The organism is Agrobacterium sp. InxBP2 (assembly GCF_026191755.1).
GTDB classification, from domain to species: domain Bacteria; phylum Pseudomonadota; class Alphaproteobacteria; order Rhizobiales; family Rhizobiaceae; genus Agrobacterium; species Agrobacterium pusense.
Genome location: NZ_JAINDY010000029.1, coordinates 568,719 through 585,812, shown reverse-complemented (window position 1 = coordinate 585,812; position 17,094 = coordinate 568,719). Strand labels below are relative to the sequence as shown.

Sequence of the window (17,094 nt, the reverse complement as noted above, 5' to 3'; positions counted from 1 at the left end):
CAGATCGTTCCGATCGCCGACTCCGCCCTGAAATCGGTGAAGCTGCTGAAAAACGGCACGCTGAAGACCTATCCCGGCTTCTCGCATGGCATGCTCACCGTCAATGCCGATGTGCTGAACGCCGATCTGCTGGCCTTCATCAAGGGCTGATACTTTTGCGACATCACAATGCGGCCGATCATTCGGCCGCATTTTGCGTTTCGCATCAGGCGAGGCGGCCTCGCCAGACATTGCGGTAAGAGGTGAGACCGGGAATGTCGTGCGGCGTGAAATGGCGCTCTCGACCGGCAAGCGGTTTGATGCCGGTAAGCAGGGCCGCGCCCGCGCTGGTGCCGGTTGATCCTTCGACCGCCGTTACGTCCGTCTCTGCAAAGCCGGCCAGCGCCTTCAGATAAAGGGCGTTGCTGGCGAAAGGGCCTTCGACAAGGATGGGACCTTTCCGCCCGATGAGCGAAAGGCTGAATTCCGTCATCAACGCCAGGTAAAGCGATGTCGCCGCGTGTCGCTCTGCAGCGGTGGCGTTTTTATCGCTGAGCCACTGCGCCGTCTTGTCCGGAAACGGGCCGGAGCCGCTGACAACACTCGGCAGCAGCATCATGCCCCCGGCCACAACGCCGCCGAGAGCTGCGTCTATTGCTTCGTCCTTTGCTTCTCCGAATTGCTGTGCCAGCATTTCATATTCCCTGCCGCCCATGAAGCGGGAGGAGGGAACGGGACGGCCGAAAGCATCGACATTCAGGAGTGTGTCGCGGATGGGATCGAGCGCACCCGCCGCACCGCCAATGGCGAAATTCACCACCCAGGTGCCGGTGGAGACGACCGAAAAATCACCGTCGCGGCGCAGAAGATGCGGCAGGAGCGAGGCGTTGGAATCGTGGATTCCACAATAGACCGGCATATGCGGCGAAAGGCCGGTTTCGATTGCCAGTGATTGGTGGATTGTACCCAGGACATCGAAAGCGGAGCGGACCGGCGCCATTAACGTCTCGATACCGAGACGCTCGACGAGCGAGGAGAAGCTCTTCCGGGGCGGGTTCCAGAGATCGGTATGACAGCCGAGCGAGGTCGTTTCCGTGGCCCGAATGCCGGTCAGACGTCCCGCCCAATATTGTGGATAGGTAACGATGCTGCGCACCCTGGCGAAATCGTTCGGAAAGGCCGTCTTCTGGAAATGGATTTGCGCGCCAAGGTTCAGCCCGGCGGGAAGCTGTGGTGAACCGCTCTCGGCAAAATCGGGCCGGATGTTGTGATAGGCTTCCTCAATGGCTGCGGGATAGCTGTGTTCATAATCGAGCACAGGCATGGCGAGGTCGCCGTTCCCATCGAGAAGTGCTGCCGAAGCGCCATGGGTCGTGATGGAAATCGCATCGAAGCCGGGCTTCTGGCCGAAACGCTGAAGCGTGGAGAGAATGAAGCGCCAGAGCATCTCCACATCGTAATGCGGATAAATTCCATCGCGGAGGACGGGGTTCGCCTGTTTTTTGCTGGCAATCTCCTCGCCGCTGCCGGTGTCGATGACGACGACCTTGGCGTTGGTCTTGCCGATATCGATGACCGCGACGCGGTCCGGTCTGGTGCTCTTGCTCATGGCAGATGGAACACCGTCACCAGGTCTTTTGCGACCGGCGAATTATCGGGATTGCTCTCCATGATATCGGCCATGTGGGCCCACCACTTTTTCATCACGGGATGCTCTGGCAGAGCCGCCATGCGATGGGTCTTCGGGCGCGTCAGCACGCCGAAAAGGATGTTGGTTTCCGGGTCGAGATGAATGGAATAGTCACTCACCCCTTCCTCGTGCAGCAGCGTCACCAGTTCCGGCCATATCTCGTCATGGCGCTTTTTATATTCGGCCTCTTTTCCCGGAAAGAGTTTCATCTTGAAGGCGTATTTTTCGAGTTCCGTCATGGCTCAGCTTCTCATGGACCGAAGGCGGCGGACAACGATGGGGATGGCGATGGTGATGATCAGCAGCAGGCCAACGAAGATTGACATGACGATGCCGGGCACATTCAAAAGACCAAGCCCGAAGGTGACGAGGCCCATAACGAAGGCTGCGATGACGACGCCTGCGATGGTGCCGGAGCCGCCGAGGATCGACACCCCGCCCAGCACAACCATCGTGACGACCTCCAGCTCCCAACCCTGAGCAATCGACGGCCGCGTCGAACCGAGCCGCGAGGTGAGGCAGACGGCGGCAATGCCGCTCATCAGGCCCGTGAGCAGGAAGAGGATGAACTTCACCCGCTCTACGGGGATGCCGGAAAAACGGGCGGCGAACGGGTTGGTGCCGATCACATAGACCTGCCGGCCAAAATTGGTGGCATGCAGCAGAATGGCGAAGAGAATGGCCATGGCGATAAACAGGACGAATTCGAACGAAATCACCCAGAAGACGTAACCCTGACCGAAATAGGCGAAATCGGCGGGGTATTTGCCATAGGCCTGATCACCCAGCACCATATAGGAAATGCCGCGAAACAGGCTCATGGTACCGATGGTGACGACGATGGACGGCAGTTTCAGCCCGGCGACCAGGAACCCGTTGAAGGCGCCGCACAAAAGCCCGGTGCCGATGCCGATCGCAACAAGGCCCGGTGTGCCGGCGCCCATCTGCACCGCAGCGCCCATGGCGGTGGACGCGAGCGCGATGATGGCGGCGACCGAGAGATCGATCTCACCGGCGATGATCAGCAGCGCCATTGCAAATGCAATGATGGCCTTTTCCGTGAAATTGAAGGTCGCATCAGACAGGTTCCAGGCATTGAGGAAATAGGGCGAGGCCAGCGAATTGGCGATGAAGATCAGGATCGCGACGCCGAGCAGCAGCACTTCCCAGCTGCCCATGATGCGCCGTAGAGGTGTTCCCAGCTTGTCTGGAATGATGCGCGGGCTTTGTGTTGAATGGGACGGCGTGCTCATGCTGCGGCCTCCTTGGGCTGATCACCTGCGGCGCGGTCCCGCAGGATGATGCGGCCTTTCCTGGCTTCGGCGCGGGCGTTGAAGACGACGGCGAGCACGATGACGACGCCTGATATCGCCATCTGCGCGAAGGGCGAGATGCCAATGACGGGGAGCGCGTTCTTGATGACGCCGAGGAACAGCGCGCCAAGCACGGCACCCGCCACCGAACCGATGCCGCCCGCAATCGAAATGCCGCCGATCACATTTGCCGCCACGCTGTCCAGTTCGAAGCCGGCGGCAATGTCGACATAAGCAACCGCGTAACGCGACACCCAGAGATAGCTGGCGAGACCGGCGAGCGCGCCCGAGAGCACGAAGGCGAAGAAGCGCGTGCGGCCGACATCGATGCCCGCATAAACGGCTGCACTCGGATTACCGCCGGAGGCATAAGCGGAGCGGCCGAAGGAAGTCCGGCCGAGCACCAGCCAGGCGCCGGCGATGATGAGGATCGCCACCCAGGAAAGGACCGGCATGCCGAGAAGCATGGTGCGCGGCACGTTGAGGAAAGTGGGGGATAGCTGGTGCGCATTCACCCAGCCGCCGCCCGAAAGCACGAAGGCCATGCCGCGATAGATGGTGAGTGTACCAAGCGTGACGACGATGGGCGGAATGCCGAGCCACCAGACCAGAACGCCGTTGAGCGAGCCGAGAAACGCGCCGATGCCGACAGCCATGACGATAAGAAGCGGCAGCGGAATGCCCGGAAAGGCAGCGTTGGTCATCGCCACCGCCATACCGGTAAAGGCAAGATTGGCTGCGACCGAGAGGTCGATGGATTTTGTAAGGATGACCGCCATCTGGCCCAGCGCCAGAATGATGAGAATGGAGGTATCGTTGAAGATGTTGACGAGATTGCCGGGCCGGCCGAAGCCGGGGGCGCGCATCGCAAAACCGGCGATCATGACGATGATGATACCCGCCAGCAGCCATTCGCGGTTTTTGAGTAGACGTTGCATGTTAGCCCCTCTCAGGCATTGCCGGTGGCGGCGCGCACCAGCTTTTCCGGGGAAAAATCGGCGCGTTCGAACTGGCCCGCCATCAGGCCTTCGCGCATGACGATGGCGCGGTCGGACATGCCGAGGATTTCGGGAAGTTCGGACGAGATCATGATGATCGACAGGCCTTCGGCCGCAAGCTCGCTGATGAAGCCGTGCACCGCTGCCTTGGAGCCGATATCGATGCCCTTTGTCGGCTCATCGAGAATGATGACCTTTGGCCGCGTGGCGAGCCATTTGCCGATCACCACCTTCTGCTGGTTGCCGCCTGAAAGCGTACCGACCGGCACCGAAAGGGCGGCGGCGCGCAGATCGAGCCGCGAGGCATATTTGCGCGCAAGCGCGAATTCGTTGGCGGCGGCCAGAAAGCCCTTGCGCGAGGTGCGAGTAAGTGAAGGCAGCGACATGTTCTGGTAGATCGGCATGTCGAGCGCCAGACCGTGGCGGCCGCGCTCCTCCGGCACGTAGACGATACCGGCGCGGATGGCATCTTCCGGCGAGCGGATTGTGATGGGTTGGCCGTTCAACATCACTTCACCCGATGCCGGGCGGGTGATGCCGAACAGCGACTGGCAAAGCTCCGAACGCCCGGCGCCGATCAGCCCGTAAAGGCCAAGAATTTCGCCCTTGCGTAGCTCGAGAGAGATATCGCGAAACTCGGTCTGATGAGAGTAATCGCGGACTGAAAGAACCGTGGGACCCAGCGTAACAGCCTGCTTGGGAAAGGCATTCGTTACATCACGGCCAACCATCAGCCGAACGATTTCATCCTGCGGGGTGGTCGTGAGCGTGCCGGCGCCCACCATCCTGCCGTCCCGGAAGACGGCATAGTTTTCTGCAATCTCATAGACCTCATCGAATTTGTGGCTGATGAAGAGAATAGCCTTGCCCTGCCGCTTCAGGTTTTCGACGATGCGGAAGAGATCATCGATTTCCTTGCGTGAAAGGGCGGCGGTCGGTTCGTCCATGATGACGATGCGCGCCTCGACCGACAGGGCGCGGGCAATGGCGACGAGGTGGCGCTGTGCGATCGACAGGTCTTTCAGCCGGATCGTCGGATCGATGGCGCTTTCGAGCTGTTCAAGCAGAATTCTGGCACGCGTATTGATGGTCTTCCAGTCGATCAGGCCGAAACGGCCCTTCGGGGCATGACCGAGAAAGATGTTTTCACCGACGGAAAGCTCATCGAACAGCACGGTTTCCTGATGAATGGCCGTCACGCCGGCATCGATGGCATCCTGTGCGCTGTGAAAATTGACGGGCTGGCCGTCGAGAAGGATTTCGCCCTCGTTCGGGCGATAGATGCCGGTGAGGATCTTGACGAGCGTGGATTTGCCCGCGCCGTTTTCGCCGATCAGGGCGGTGACCTTGCCGGGGTAAAGCGCAATATCGACGCCATCCAGCGCCTTGACGCCCGGGAATATCTGGCTGATGCCGCGCATTTCGAGAATGGGCGTGGCGCTGGGAGCTTCTGCAGCGTTTAGGATTTGGGGTTCGGCACGCATCATTCGTCTTACCGGTCGGTTTGTGTGAAGCGGCGAGGAGCTACCCCCTCTGCACTGCCGGGCATCTCCCCCTCGAGGGGGAGATCGGCAGGAGGCTCTACCACCACTTCATTCGCAAATGTCGAGATGGGCGAAACTTATCCGCGAGTCGATCTCCCCCCTTTAGGGGGAAATGCCCGGCAGGGCAGAGGGGGTAACCCTCCGCCCGCGGTCAGCAACTTCTCAGATCAAAAAATCTTCGAAAACTGATCGATATTCTTCGCGTCATAAACAAACGGATCAGCCATCGCCGCTTCGCTGTTTTCACCAACCTTGATCTTGCCCATACGGCCGGCTTCAATTTCCGAACCCGGCTTGCCGTCGGTTTCGCCCTTCACGAGGCGATAGGCGATCTGGGTGGCGGAATAGCCGAGGTCGATGGGGTTCCAGATGGCGAATTCCTTGGTCGCGCCCGACTTGATGGCGCCGGCCATTTCGGAAGGCAGGCCAAGACCGGTGACATAGACCTGACCGATCTTGCCGGCATCCTTCACGGCCTGCGAAGCGGCGAGAACGCCGACCGTCGTTGGCGCGACGATGACCTTCACATTCGGCTGCGAGGAGAGAAGGCCCTGTGCTTCGCGGTAGCTCTTGTCGGCGAGGTCGTCGCCATAGACCGTCGTGACGAGGTTGAGGCCGGGGAAGTCCTTCAGCTGCTTCTTCATCTCATCGATCCAGATATTCTGGTTCGTGGAGGTGGTGGTAGCCGAAAGAATGGCGAAATCGCCCTTGCCGCCTTCCAGATGCGATGCTGCGAGCTGCAGGCACATCTTGCCGATCAGCGCGTTGGACGAGGGGTTGAGCTGAAGAATCCGTCCTTCGGGCGCAACGCCGGAATCCCAGGAAATCACCTTGATGCCGCGCTGCGCCGCCTTCTTCAGCGCCGGAACCACGGCGTCGGGATCGTTGGCGGAAATGGCAATGGCGTCGACGCCCTGCGCGATCAGCGAATTGATGACTTCGATCTGGCCTTCCGCCGTTGTGCTGGTCGGGCCGGTATAGATGATCTCGACTCCGCCGAGGTCCTTTGCGGCCTCCTGTGCGCCCTTGTTGGCGGCTTCGAAAAAGCCGTTGCCAAGCGATTTCACCACCAGCGCGATCTTCACGTCGGCGGCCTGTGCAACGCCGCCGAGGCCGGCGACGGAGAGTGCCGCGCCGAGCGCGAGTATGCTCGTCAATGTTCTGCGTGTAAGTTTCATGTCCCTTTTCCTCCCGTTTTTGAACCTTGCAACTTCCCTGCCGGCGCTCCTCAAGCGACCGACGAAGAATTCTCCTCATCCGGCGGACCGGCCGTTTTCGCGTCCGCCACGGCGCCGGCGATCAGCAGCTCTACCCCGGCATCTTCCACCATCCTTGCCGCCTCGTCAGAAATCCCGTCATCGGTGATGATGGTCGAGACGTTCTCGAGCGGGCAGAGAATGAGGCTGGACCGTTTCCTGAATTTCGAGGAATCGACCATCACGATCAGCTCTTCCGCCTGCCGCATCAGCTTCTGCTCGCTCTGTATGACCAGCGCGTCGGATTCCATGATGCCGAGCGCACCCACGCCCTGCGCCCCGAGAAAAATCCGCCGTGCATAGAAGTTGCGGATTGCGTCATTCTCGAAGGGTGACAGGATCAGGCTCTGGTCACGATAGATCGCGCCACCCGGCACGCTGACATTGCATTTGGAATGCTTCACCAGATGCTCGGCGATGGCGAAAGAATTGGTCATCACCTGCAGGCGGCGCGCCGCCATATAATGCACCATCTGGAATGTCGTGGTGCCGCCATTCAGGATGATCGCATCGCCATCATTGCAGAGATCGACCGCCTTGCGCGCAATTGCGCGTTTCTTGTCGATATTGACTGATTCGGACACGCGGAAAGGCCGCGCGGCCAGATTGCCGAGCTGCGGCGGATGCACCGCTTCCGCACCGCCGCGCACGCGCCGCAATTTGCCCTGCACGTGCAGGGACGCAATATCCCGCCGAATGGTCGCTTCCGACGCATCCGTCAATTCCGCAATATCCTGCACCGTCACCACAGGTTTTTCCTGTATGGCGCTCAAGATGATGCGATGGCGTTCGCGTTCGTGCATTTGGTCCTCCTGATCGTGATTATTCGCAATCTCTTTACGTTGTCAATCAACAACGATCAAATTAATCAATATCGCGCTGCAACATGAAAATTTATGATCGTTTTTGATTGACATTGGGCTTTTGGATGCGCGATACCTGCCGTCAAAGGAGGCGGACCGGTGTCGGTTCGCGAATGAAGACCATGTGGGAGGAAGACATGACGGGAACATCCCGCCTTCTCGAAAGCCGTTGGGACGATGCTTATGCCGGGACGCTCGATGAGCCGGGAAAGCTTCTTTACCGCTCCAACCTGCTCGGTGCCGACAAGCGCATCACCAATTACGGCGGCGGGAACACATCGGCAAAGGTGCTTGAAACCGATCCCCTGACGGGCGAGAAGGTCCGCGTCATGTGGGTGAAGGGCTCCGGCGGCGATGTCGGCACCATCAAGCTTGATGGTTTTGCAACGCTTTATCTCGACAAGCTGGAAGCGCTGAAGGGCATTTATAAGGGCGTTGAAGACGAGGACCGCATGGTCGGTTTCCTGCCGCACTGCACCTTCAACCTCAATCCGCGCGCCGCCTCAATCGATACGCCGCTGCATGGTTTCGTGCCCTATGATCATGTCGATCATATGCATCCGGATGCGATCATTGCGATTGCCGCCTCGAAGAATTCGAAAGAACTGACGCAGCAGATCTTTGGCGATGAAATCGGCTGGCTGCCCTGGCGTCGTCCCGGTTTCCAGTTGGGTCTTGATCTCGAAGCCTTCGTCAAGGCCAATCCCAGGGCCAAGGGCGTGGTGCTGGAAAGTCACGGCCTCTTCACCTGGGATAACGACGCCAAGGCATGTTACGAACTGACGCTCGCCATCATCAACAAGGCAATCGAATGGTTTGCGGGAAAGACCGAAGGCAAGGTCATTTTCGGCGGTGCCGTTGCCAAGAGCCTACCTCTTGCCGAACGTCGTGCCATCGCTGCCCGGCTGATGCCGGAAATCCGTGGCCGCATCGGCCGTGAAGAACGCAAGCTCGGCCATTTTGACGATCAGGATGCCGTTCTGGAATTCGTCAATTCGAAGGATTTGAAACCGCTCGGTGCGCTGGGCACATCCTGCCCTGACCATTTCCTGCGCACGAAAATTCGTCCGCTGATCCTTGATCTCGATACCGCAAATCCAGATGTGGATGCGCTGACGGCCAGCCTAGACAAGGCGCTGGAGGACTATCGCGCGGATTACACGCGCTATTATGAAGCTTGCCGCCATGACAATTCGCCAAAAATGCGTGATCCGAACCCGGTGATATTCCTCATCCCCGGCGTCGGCATGCTGTCTTTCGCTAAAGACAAGGCCACGGCCCGCATCGCTGGCGAATTTTATGTCAACGCCATTAATGTCATGCGTGGCGCGTCCACCGTGTCGGAGTATCAGGGTCTTCCCGAGCAGGAAGCCTTCGATATCGAATATTGGCTGCTGGAAGAAGCGAAGCTGCAGCGCATGCCGAAGCCGAGGAGCCTTGCGGGCCGCGTGGCCTTCGTTACTGGCGGCGCCGGCGGTATCGGCCGGGCAACGGCGGAGCGGCTGGCGGGCGAGGGTGCCTGTGTGGTGCTGGCCGATATCGACGAAGCGGCACTGGAGGCTGCGAAGGGCGATTTCGTCAAGCGGTACAGCGCGGATGCGGTGCGTACCGTCAAGCTTGACGTGACGCAGGAGAATGCAGTGATTTCCGCCTTCGCGGAAGCGAGTGTGGAATTCGGAGGCGTGGATATCCTCGTTTCCAATGCCGGCATCGCTTCTTCCGCTCCCGTGGAAGATACGACGCTTGCCATGTGGAACAAGAATATCGACATTCTCGCGACAGGCTATTTCCTCGTTTCGCGAGAAGCATTCCGGCTGCTGCGGCGCCAGAATCTCGGCGGCAACGTCGTTTTTGTCGCTTCCAAGAACGGCCTCGCCTCTTCGCCCAATGCCTCGGCCTATTGCACCGCGAAGGCGGCAGAAATTCATCTCGCCCGTTGCCTTGCGCTTGAGGGGGCGGAGGCCGGCATTCGCGTCAACACCGTCAATCCCGATGCCGTGCTGCGCGGTTCGAAGATCTGGAGCGGCGAATGGCGCGAGCAGCGCGCGGCCTCTTCCAAGATCGAAGTGACCGACCTGGAGGAACATTACCGCAAGCGCTCCATGCTAAAACTCAATGTCTTTCCGGAAGATATCGCCGAGGCGATCTACTTCCTGGCGTCCGACGCTTCGGCCAAGTCGACCGGCAACATCATCAATGTTGATGCCGGTAATGCGCAGAGTTTTACGCGGTAGACGTCCGGCAGGTCCCACCTCCGTCATTCCGGCCTTGAACCGGAATCCAGCAGTCGCGTATCTGCGCGGCGGGAGAGTCTTCTCAGCCCAAAGACTTGGGCTGGCTGGATTCCGGCTCAAGGCCGGAATGACGGGGTGGTGGTGTCGCGGGTCGAAGCACCTGTTGTGTTCATCGTTCGGGAGGAAAAAATGACCGAGACGACAATCGCCGCCGATGTGATCGCGGCTGAAAACGAAAAGCGCGCTGCTGCTTTGAATGACGATTATCAGGCGCTTGGCAACCAGCTCGCGCGCCGCAATATCGATATCGAGGCCGTCACAACCAGGGTCGCCGAATTTTTCGTTGCCGTGCCCTCCTGGGGCGTCGGTACCGGCGGAACCCGTTTTGCCCGTTTTCCCGGCGCGGGCGAACCGCGCGGCATTTTCGACAAGCTCGATGACTGCGCCGTCATCAACCAGCTGACGCGGGCGACGCCCAATGTTTCACTGCATATTCCGTGGGACAAGGAAGACCCGAAACGCCTGAAAGCCCATGCGGATGCGCTGGGTCTCGGCTTCGACGCCATGAACTCCAACACGTTTTCGGATGCGTTGGGCCAGAGCCATTCCTACAAATACGGCTCGCTCAGCCACACCGACGCCGCCACACGCCGGCAGGCGGTGGAACACAATCTCGAATGTATCGAAATCGGTAGGGCCATCGGCTCCAAGGCCCTGACGGTCTGGGTGGGTGACGGCTCCAACTTCCCCGGACAGAGCAATTTCACCAGAAGTTTCGAGCGTTATCTCGCCGCAATGGCCGACATCTACAAGGCGCTGCCGGATGACTGGCGCATCTTTTCCGAACACAAGATGTATGAGCCGGCCTTTTATTCCACCGTCGTCCAGGATTGGGGCACCAATTATCTTATCGCCAATGCGCTCGGCGACAAGGCCTTCTGCCTCGTTGATCTTGGTCACCATGCGCCCAACACCAATATCGAAATGATCGTCGCCCGGCTGATACAGTTCGGCAAGCTCGGTGGTTTCCACTTCAACGACAGCAAATATGGCGATGACGATCTGGATGCCGGCTCAATCGACCCTTACCGCCTGTTCCTGGTTTTCAACGAACTTGTCGACGCCGAACATCGCGGGGTAAAGGGTTTCCATCCCGCCCACATGATAGATCAGTCGCATAATGTGACGGACCCGATCGAAAGCCTGATCTCCAGCGCCAACGAAATCCGTCGCGCCTATGCGCAGGCGCTGCTGGTGGATCGTGTGGCTCTTGACGGCTACCAGCAGGACAATGATGCATTGATGGCTTCAGATGTGCTGAAGCGGGCCTACCGCACCGATGTCGAACCAATTCTCGCTCAGGCGCGGCAACTGGCAGGCGGCGCGATTGATCCGATTGCGGCCTATCGGGCAAGCGGCTATCGCGAGCAGGTTGCGGCGAAGCGCCCGGTTTCGGTTGGCGGCAGCGGCGGGATTGTGTAAATTCGGTGTCGTTGGAACAGGGGGGAGCCGAGGCTGACTACACACCTTGCCCCTATCTCGACGTCATCCCCGGCATTGTACCGAGGATCTGCCTGCTTTACATGAAATCGATCGGTAATAGATGCTCGGGAGAGGCCCGAGCATGACGAAGGTGAAGGTGTTGGTCACGAAGCGCCCCCGCCCGCTGCGCCTTCACGACGTCCCAGAAGGCGGTTGTCGGCGCACCTGAAACGTATGTTCGGGCCCGGGAAACGCCCCTGCGCGAACCTCATCGGCATAGGCCGCCGCCGCTTCGGAGATCGTCGGGCCCAGATCGGCGAAACGCTTGACGAATTTCGGTTTGAAGTCGGTGAAGAGGCCGAGCATGTCGTCGGAAACCAGCACCTGCCCGTCACAGGCTGGCGATGCGCCGATGCCAACGGTGGGCGCGGCAAGTTTTTCCGTCAGCTCGCGGGCCAGGGGCTCGACTGTGCCTTCCACGACGATGGCGAAGGCGCCCGCCTGATCCACCGCAATCGCGTCACGCCAGATCTTTTGCGTTTCCGCATCAGAATGCCCCAGCGAGCGGAAGCCGCCAGCCGTGTGAACAAGCTGCGGCATCAGACCGACATGGCCGAAGACGGGAATGCCGCGGGCTACCAGGAAGGCGATGGTCTCCGCCATTTCCTCGCCTCCCTCCAGCTTCACGCCGTCGCAGCCGGTTTCCTGCATCAGCCGCGCCGCGTTGCGGAAGGCCTGTTCTTTGGATTCCTGATAGGTTCCGAAGGGCAGATCAACGATGACGCAGGCATGTTCGACGCCGCGCATGACGGCACGGCCATGGGCGATCATCATGTCCAGCGTCACGCCGACTGTGGTATCCATGCCGTAGAGCACCATGCCGAGGGAATCGCCGACCAGCAGCAGGTCGCAATGCGGGTCAAGCAGGCGGGCGATCGGTGTGGTATAGGCGGTCAGGCAAACGATGCGCGCCTCGCCCTTCATCTGCCGGATGGAGGCCGTCGTCAGCCGTTTTTGTTTTCCATGGGCGCTCATTGGGCGGCCTTCCTTTTCTCTGTTCTCTCGCGGCCAATGACGCGGTTGTCGAGAAGCCTTGTGCTGCCGAGGCGCACGAACAGCGCTACCAATATTGGCCCTGCCTGCACGGAAGCAACGGGTGCCAGCGTATCGGGATCGCGTACCGCAACGACGTCGGGACATGCCAAAGGCTCGGCGGCGATAAATGTTTCGAGAGCCGCTTCGAACGCGGCGGGGTCATCCAATCCCAGGTCATAAAGCCGTTCCGCCTCGTTCAGCGCCCGCGGAACGATCACGGCGGCGGCACGTTCCTCGGCGCTCAGATAGACGTTGCGTGAGGAGCAGGCGAGCCCATCCGGCTCCCGCACGGTTGTGACAGGAACGACCCTGACCGGCTGGGCGAGGTCCTCGACCATGCGGCGGATCAACGTTACCTGCTGATAGTCCTTCTCACCGAAATAGGCCGAATCTGGCTGAACAAGATTAAAAAGCTTCGTCACCACGGTTGCAACACCGGCGAAATGCCCCGGCCGAACCGCGCCTTCCAGCTGGCTGCCGAGTTCCGGCACGTCAACGACGGTTGCCATTGGACGCGGATACATCTCCGAGACTTCGGGCGCGAAAAGAATGTCGACGCCAGCTTCCTCCAGAAGCGCGCTGTCGCGGGCGAGGTCGCGCGGATAGCGGGCCAGATCCTCATTGGCGCCGAATTGCAGCGGATTGACAAAGATGGAAACCACCGTCACGTCGTTTTCTGCCTTCGCCCTGGAAACCAGCGTGAGATGACCGATATGGAGGAAACCCATCGTCGGTACGAAGCCGACGGTTTTGCCGGCGCGGCGAAAGACGGCGATCGCATCGCGCAATTCGGCGACAGTTTTTACAAGGCGCATAGGGTCTCCTCCGGCTTCCCGATCACCCTCCGGCGAAAGGTGCTGGATAGAACGCGATTTGTGAAACGGGGTCAACGCGGTCAAACCCATTATATCGATTAACGGAGTTGGCGATCGACACACCCTGCCTGTCTGGCCTCAGGGCTTGCCGGTCCAGCGCGGGGGACGTTTTTCCGCAAAGGCCAGACGTCCCTCCCGCGCCTCATCACTGCCGCTGACGACGGCGATGGTGCGTTCGGCGAAGACGAGCCGCTCCGCCGATGGCATGTCGCGCATGGCGAGCAGCGCCGCCTTTCCGGCCGCGATGGCACCCGGTGCATTGTGCCGCAGCGTTGCAAGAACCTCTTCGATCAGGCCGTCGAGGCTGGCGAGGGGAACGGCGCGGTTTATGAGCCCGAGACGTGTCGCCTCACTGGCGCTGACCGTGTGGCCGAGATAAGCCATTTCCTGAAGCCCGCCCAATGGAATTTTTGCCAGAAGTTTCGCTGCGACCATGGCGGGGAAAACACCGACCTTCACCTCCGGCAGGCCGAATTCGGCATGATCGGCTGCATAGACGAGATCGCAGGCGGCAACGAGGCCAAGCCCGCCCGCCAGAACCCGGCCATTGATGCGGGCGATGACGGGCCTGTCGCAGCCTTCTATGGCGCGCATGACGTCGGCTATAGGGTTCGTGCCGTCCCGGGACAGGAACATGCCGCCCGCACTTTCCTTCAGATCTGCACCCGAACAGAAACTGCGTTCTCCCGCTGCCGTTATCACAACGGCGCGCAGGCCATGGTCGCCGGAGGCTGCGCGGATCGCATGGGTGAGCGCATCGGTCATCGCGGCATTCAGGGCATTATGCACCTCCGGTCGGTTGAGAGTCAGCCACAGAACATCCTTGCGTTTCTCGCTCAACACCTCATTTGCCATGGGCGTCACCCTTCTGTTTCGCGGCGAGAAGCGCCTTGCCGGCACGCGCTGCATTGGACCTGCCCAGATGCCTGCTTATCCAGTCACCGGTTGTCGCCACGGCCATCAGGTCGACGCCGGTTTCTATGCCAAGTCCCGCCAGCAGATAAATGACGTCTTCGGTGGCGACGTTGCCGCTCGCGCCTGGCGCGAAGGGGCAACCGCCCAGCCCGGCGACGGAACTGTCGAACGTCGTTATGCCCTGTTGAAGCGAAGCCAGCACGTTGGCGACGCCCTGTCCGTAGGTATCGTGGAAATGCATGGCAAGTTTTTCAAGCGCGATATGTGCCGAGACCCGCTCGATGATGTTGCGGATCTGGCCCGCCGTGCCGATGCCGATCGTATCACCCAGCGAGATTTCATGGCAGCCGAGCGCAATAAGGGCATCGGCCATCGCCGCCACGTCATCGGGCGCAACTGCTCCGTCATAGGGGCAGCCGGCAATGCAGGAAAGGTAACCGCGCATGCGGATATTTCGCACGGCAGCGGCATCCGCGACATCGCGCAGACGGTCTAGGCTTTCGGCGCGCGAACAGCCGATGTTGTGCCGGCTGAAACCTTCGGAGGCGGACACGAAAACCGCGATTTCCGTGACACCGGCTTCAATGGCAGCTTCGAAACCTCTCATGTTGGGAACAAGCGCCGGATAGGCCGTTCCCGCTCGCCTTTCGAGGCCTCTAAACACCTCTTTCGACCCCGCCATCTGCGGCACTTTTTTGGGTGAGACGAAAGCGCCCGCTTCCACCGTTCTCAGTCCTGCTGCAGCCAGCCGCTCGATCAGCTCGATTTTTGTCGCGGTCGGAACCTCGGTGGTCTCGTTCTGCAAGCCGTCACGTGCGCCAACCTCAACGATCCTGACGGTTCGGGGCAAGCTCATCTCATGCTCCTTCCGGCTCGAAATTCACCAGCACCGCGCCGGCAGCGACCATATCGCCTTCATTGCAATTGATGGCCTTGACGATGCCCTTCGCCGGCGCACGGATCGTATGCTCCATCTTCATCGCTTCCATCACCACAAGCGCGTCGCCGGCCTCCGCGACAGCACCGTTTCGGCTGAGCACCGCGCGGATCACGCCCGGCATGGGAGCTTCCAGGCCAGCGGCGTGAACGGAAGAATCCGCGATTTCGATGGGATCTGGCTGGCTGATGCGGTAAGGCTCGCCATGCAGGAAAAGCGCATAGGTGCCGGTCTCTGCGAAGAAATAGCCCTGACTTTTCCGGCCGTCCAAGGTTGCAAGGAGCTGGCCGTCATCGGAAAGGCTGCCGTAGGCCCGGATCGTCCGCCCCTCGATTGCGAGCGTGAATTCATCACCCTCATGCGTGACGCCGACGCTTAACGGCTGGTTATCAAACATGAAATTCAGCGTTTCCCGCGCCGGTGCGTTGAGGCGGAATGCGACCTTCGTGTTCCACGGGCTATGGGGATCCGCCTCTGATTGCGACATTCCGCTTGTGCGGCGGGAGAGCAGCAGGCCAAGCGCGGCGAGGGCGATGACACTTCCATCACTCGCGGCTGGAGCAAAGAGCGAAGCCTCGTTGCGGGTGATGAAACCCGTATCGAGGTCGGCTGAGGCGAAAGCTTCCAATCGGGCAAGCCGTGTCAGAAAGGCGGCGTTGCTGGTAACGCCGCAGATCGCCAGATTTTCCAGCGCCAGCGTCAGACGCCGCACGGCTGAGGCTCGGTCCCGATCCCAGACGATAAGCTTGGCGATCATCGGATCGTAATGCACGGTGATGGCGTCGCCGGAGCGGATGCCGCTGTCGATCCTGACGTGAGGGCCCTGATCGGGGAAAACGAGATGGCTGATGGTGCCAACCGAGGGCAGGAAATCATGCGCCGGGTCTTCGGCATAGATACGGGCCTCGATGGCATGACCATGTATGCTGAGATCGGCCCAGTCCTGCGGTAACGTTTCACCATCCGCAACACGGATCTGCCATTCGACCAGATCGAGACCGGTAATATACTCGGTCACGGGATGTTCGACCTGAAGCCTCGTATTCATTTCCATGAAATAGAATGCGCCGGAAGGATCGAGCAGGAATTCCACGGTTCCCGCACCGCGATAGTCGATCGCGCGGGCGGCGGCGGTTGCCGCTTCATACATACGTTGCCTGAGCGCATCCGGCAGGCCGGGGGCAGGGGCTTCTTCCAAAACCTTCTGATGCCTGCGCTGGATGGAGCAGTCACGTTCGAAAAGGGAAAAACAATTGCCGTGGCTATCGGCAAAGATCTGCACCTCCACATGGCGCGGCCGTTCGAGATATTTTTCGATCAGCATGCGGTCATCACCGAAGGCGGCCGACGCCTCGCGTTTTGCCCCGGCAAGTTCCGCTGCAAATTCACGTTTTTGCCTGACGATGCGCATGCCCTTGCCGCCGCCGCCGGCCGAAGCCTTTAGCAGGACAGGATAGCCTATGGCTTCCGCCTCATTCCCCAGCCGTTCCTCCGCCTGGTCCTTACCGTGATAACCGGGAACCACGGGCACGCCAGCCTTGGCCATCAGTGCCTTTGCTTCGCTTTTGCCGCCCATGGCGCGGATCGCCGCGGCCGGTGGGCCGATGAACACCAGCCCGGCGGCGGCACAGGCTTCGGCGAAACCGGCATTTTCCGAAAGGAAACCGTAACCCGGATGAATGGCTTCTGCGCCGCTTGTCTTCGCTGCGGCGATGATCTTTTCGCCATCGAGATAGGAGGCACGCGCGGGTGCAGCGCCGATTGCAATCGCTTCGTCGGCAAGCGCCACATGCATGGCGTCACGATCGGCATCGGAATAAACGGCGACGGTACGAATGCCCATTTTGCGGGCGGTATGGATGATGCGGCAGGCGATCTCGCCCCTGTTGGCGATGAGTATTTTCGAAAACATC

Annotated in this window: 14 protein-coding genes and 1 pseudogene; 3 read left to right on the top strand and 12 right to left on the bottom strand. The window is 60.2% G+C overall.

The genetic code is table 11. The features are described from left to right. Positions 1-150, top strand: a pseudogene (locus K7A42_RS15230) (alpha/beta hydrolase); the annotation flags it as partial. A gap of 55 nt (positions 151-205) precedes the next feature. Here the strand turns inward: K7A42_RS15230 and K7A42_RS15225 are convergent. From K7A42_RS15225 to K7A42_RS15195, 7 genes are all read right to left on the bottom strand, one after another. Continuing rightward, positions 206-1,588, bottom strand: coding sequence for an FGGY-family carbohydrate kinase (locus tag K7A42_RS15225; protein WP_282455497.1), 1,383 nt, complete (start codon positions 1,586-1,588; stop codon positions 206-208). After that, complete coding sequence (gene rhaM, locus K7A42_RS15220) at positions 1,585-1,908, bottom strand: L-rhamnose mutarotase (RefSeq protein WP_207590178.1); 324 nt, start codon at positions 1,906-1,908, stop codon at positions 1,585-1,587. Before rhaM ends, K7A42_RS15225 begins: the two co-directional genes overlap by 4 nt. Before the next feature lie 3 nt (positions 1,909-1,911). Further along, entirely contained in the window at positions 1,912-2,922 is a 1,011-nt protein-coding gene (locus tag K7A42_RS15215) for an ABC transporter permease (RefSeq protein ID WP_037091254.1), read from the bottom strand. Beyond that, positions 2,919-3,920, bottom strand: a complete 1,002-nt coding sequence (locus K7A42_RS15210) for an ABC transporter permease (protein WP_112553647.1) — start codon at positions 3,918-3,920, stop codon at positions 2,919-2,921. Before K7A42_RS15210 ends, K7A42_RS15215 begins: the two co-directional genes overlap by 4 nt. Positions 3,921-3,931: 11 nt before the next feature. After that, positions 3,932-5,467 carry a sugar ABC transporter ATP-binding protein gene (locus K7A42_RS15205; protein ID WP_282455496.1) on the bottom strand — a complete coding sequence of 512 codons (1,536 nt, stop codon included), beginning with the start codon at positions 5,465-5,467 and terminating at the stop codon, positions 3,932-3,934. A 224-nt stretch (positions 5,468-5,691) separates the two neighbouring features. After that, complete coding sequence (rhaS, locus tag K7A42_RS15200; protein ID WP_035211982.1) at positions 5,692-6,702, bottom strand: rhamnose ABC transporter substrate-binding protein; 1,011 nt, start codon at positions 6,700-6,702, stop codon at positions 5,692-5,694. Between the two features lie 50 nt (positions 6,703-6,752). Further along, positions 6,753-7,583, bottom strand: coding sequence for a DeoR/GlpR family DNA-binding transcription regulator (locus tag K7A42_RS15195; RefSeq protein ID WP_004445548.1), 831 nt, complete (start codon positions 7,581-7,583; stop codon positions 6,753-6,755). Positions 7,584-7,780: 197 nt separating this feature from the next. On the opposite strand from K7A42_RS15195, the gene K7A42_RS15190 reads away from it, so the two are divergent. Then, a complete protein-coding gene (locus K7A42_RS15190; RefSeq protein ID WP_282455495.1) occupies positions 7,781-9,877 on the top strand; it encodes a bifunctional rhamnulose-1-phosphate aldolase/short-chain dehydrogenase in 2,097 nt (698 codons plus the stop codon). A 189-nt stretch (positions 9,878-10,066) separates the two neighbouring features. Continuing rightward, the gene (gene rhaI / locus K7A42_RS15185) at positions 10,067-11,359 is read left to right on the top strand and encodes an L-rhamnose catabolism isomerase (protein WP_282455494.1); all 1,293 of its coding nucleotides are present in this window, start codon (positions 10,067-10,069) and stop codon (positions 11,357-11,359) included. A gap of 192 nt (positions 11,360-11,551) precedes the next feature. Here the strand turns inward: rhaI and panB are convergent, their stop codons facing one another. The 5 genes from panB to K7A42_RS15160 form a co-directional block, all read right to left on the bottom strand. Then, positions 11,552-12,394: a 3-methyl-2-oxobutanoate hydroxymethyltransferase gene (gene panB, locus K7A42_RS15180; protein WP_135855597.1), complete on the bottom strand. Its 843-nt coding sequence runs from the start codon at positions 12,392-12,394 to the stop codon at positions 11,552-11,554. Continuing rightward, positions 12,391-13,269: a pantoate--beta-alanine ligase gene (gene panC, locus K7A42_RS15175; RefSeq protein ID WP_282455493.1), complete on the bottom strand. Its 879-nt coding sequence runs from the start codon at positions 13,267-13,269 to the stop codon at positions 12,391-12,393. Before panC ends, panB begins: the two co-directional genes overlap by 4 nt. 138 nt (positions 13,270-13,407) lie before the next feature. Continuing rightward, a complete protein-coding gene (locus tag K7A42_RS15170; RefSeq protein WP_282455492.1) occupies positions 13,408-14,184 on the bottom strand; it encodes an enoyl-CoA hydratase-related protein in 777 nt (258 codons plus the stop codon). Beyond that, positions 14,174-15,100 carry a hydroxymethylglutaryl-CoA lyase gene (locus K7A42_RS15165; RefSeq protein ID WP_282455491.1) on the bottom strand — a complete coding sequence of 309 codons (927 nt, stop codon included), beginning with the start codon at positions 15,098-15,100 and terminating at the stop codon, positions 14,174-14,176. Before K7A42_RS15165 ends, K7A42_RS15170 begins: the two co-directional genes overlap by 11 nt. Position 15,101: 1 nt before the next feature. Further along, positions 15,102-17,093, bottom strand: coding sequence for an acetyl/propionyl/methylcrotonyl-CoA carboxylase subunit alpha (locus K7A42_RS15160; RefSeq protein WP_282455490.1), 1,992 nt, complete (start codon positions 17,091-17,093; stop codon positions 15,102-15,104). Position 17,094: the final 1 nt, after the last annotated feature.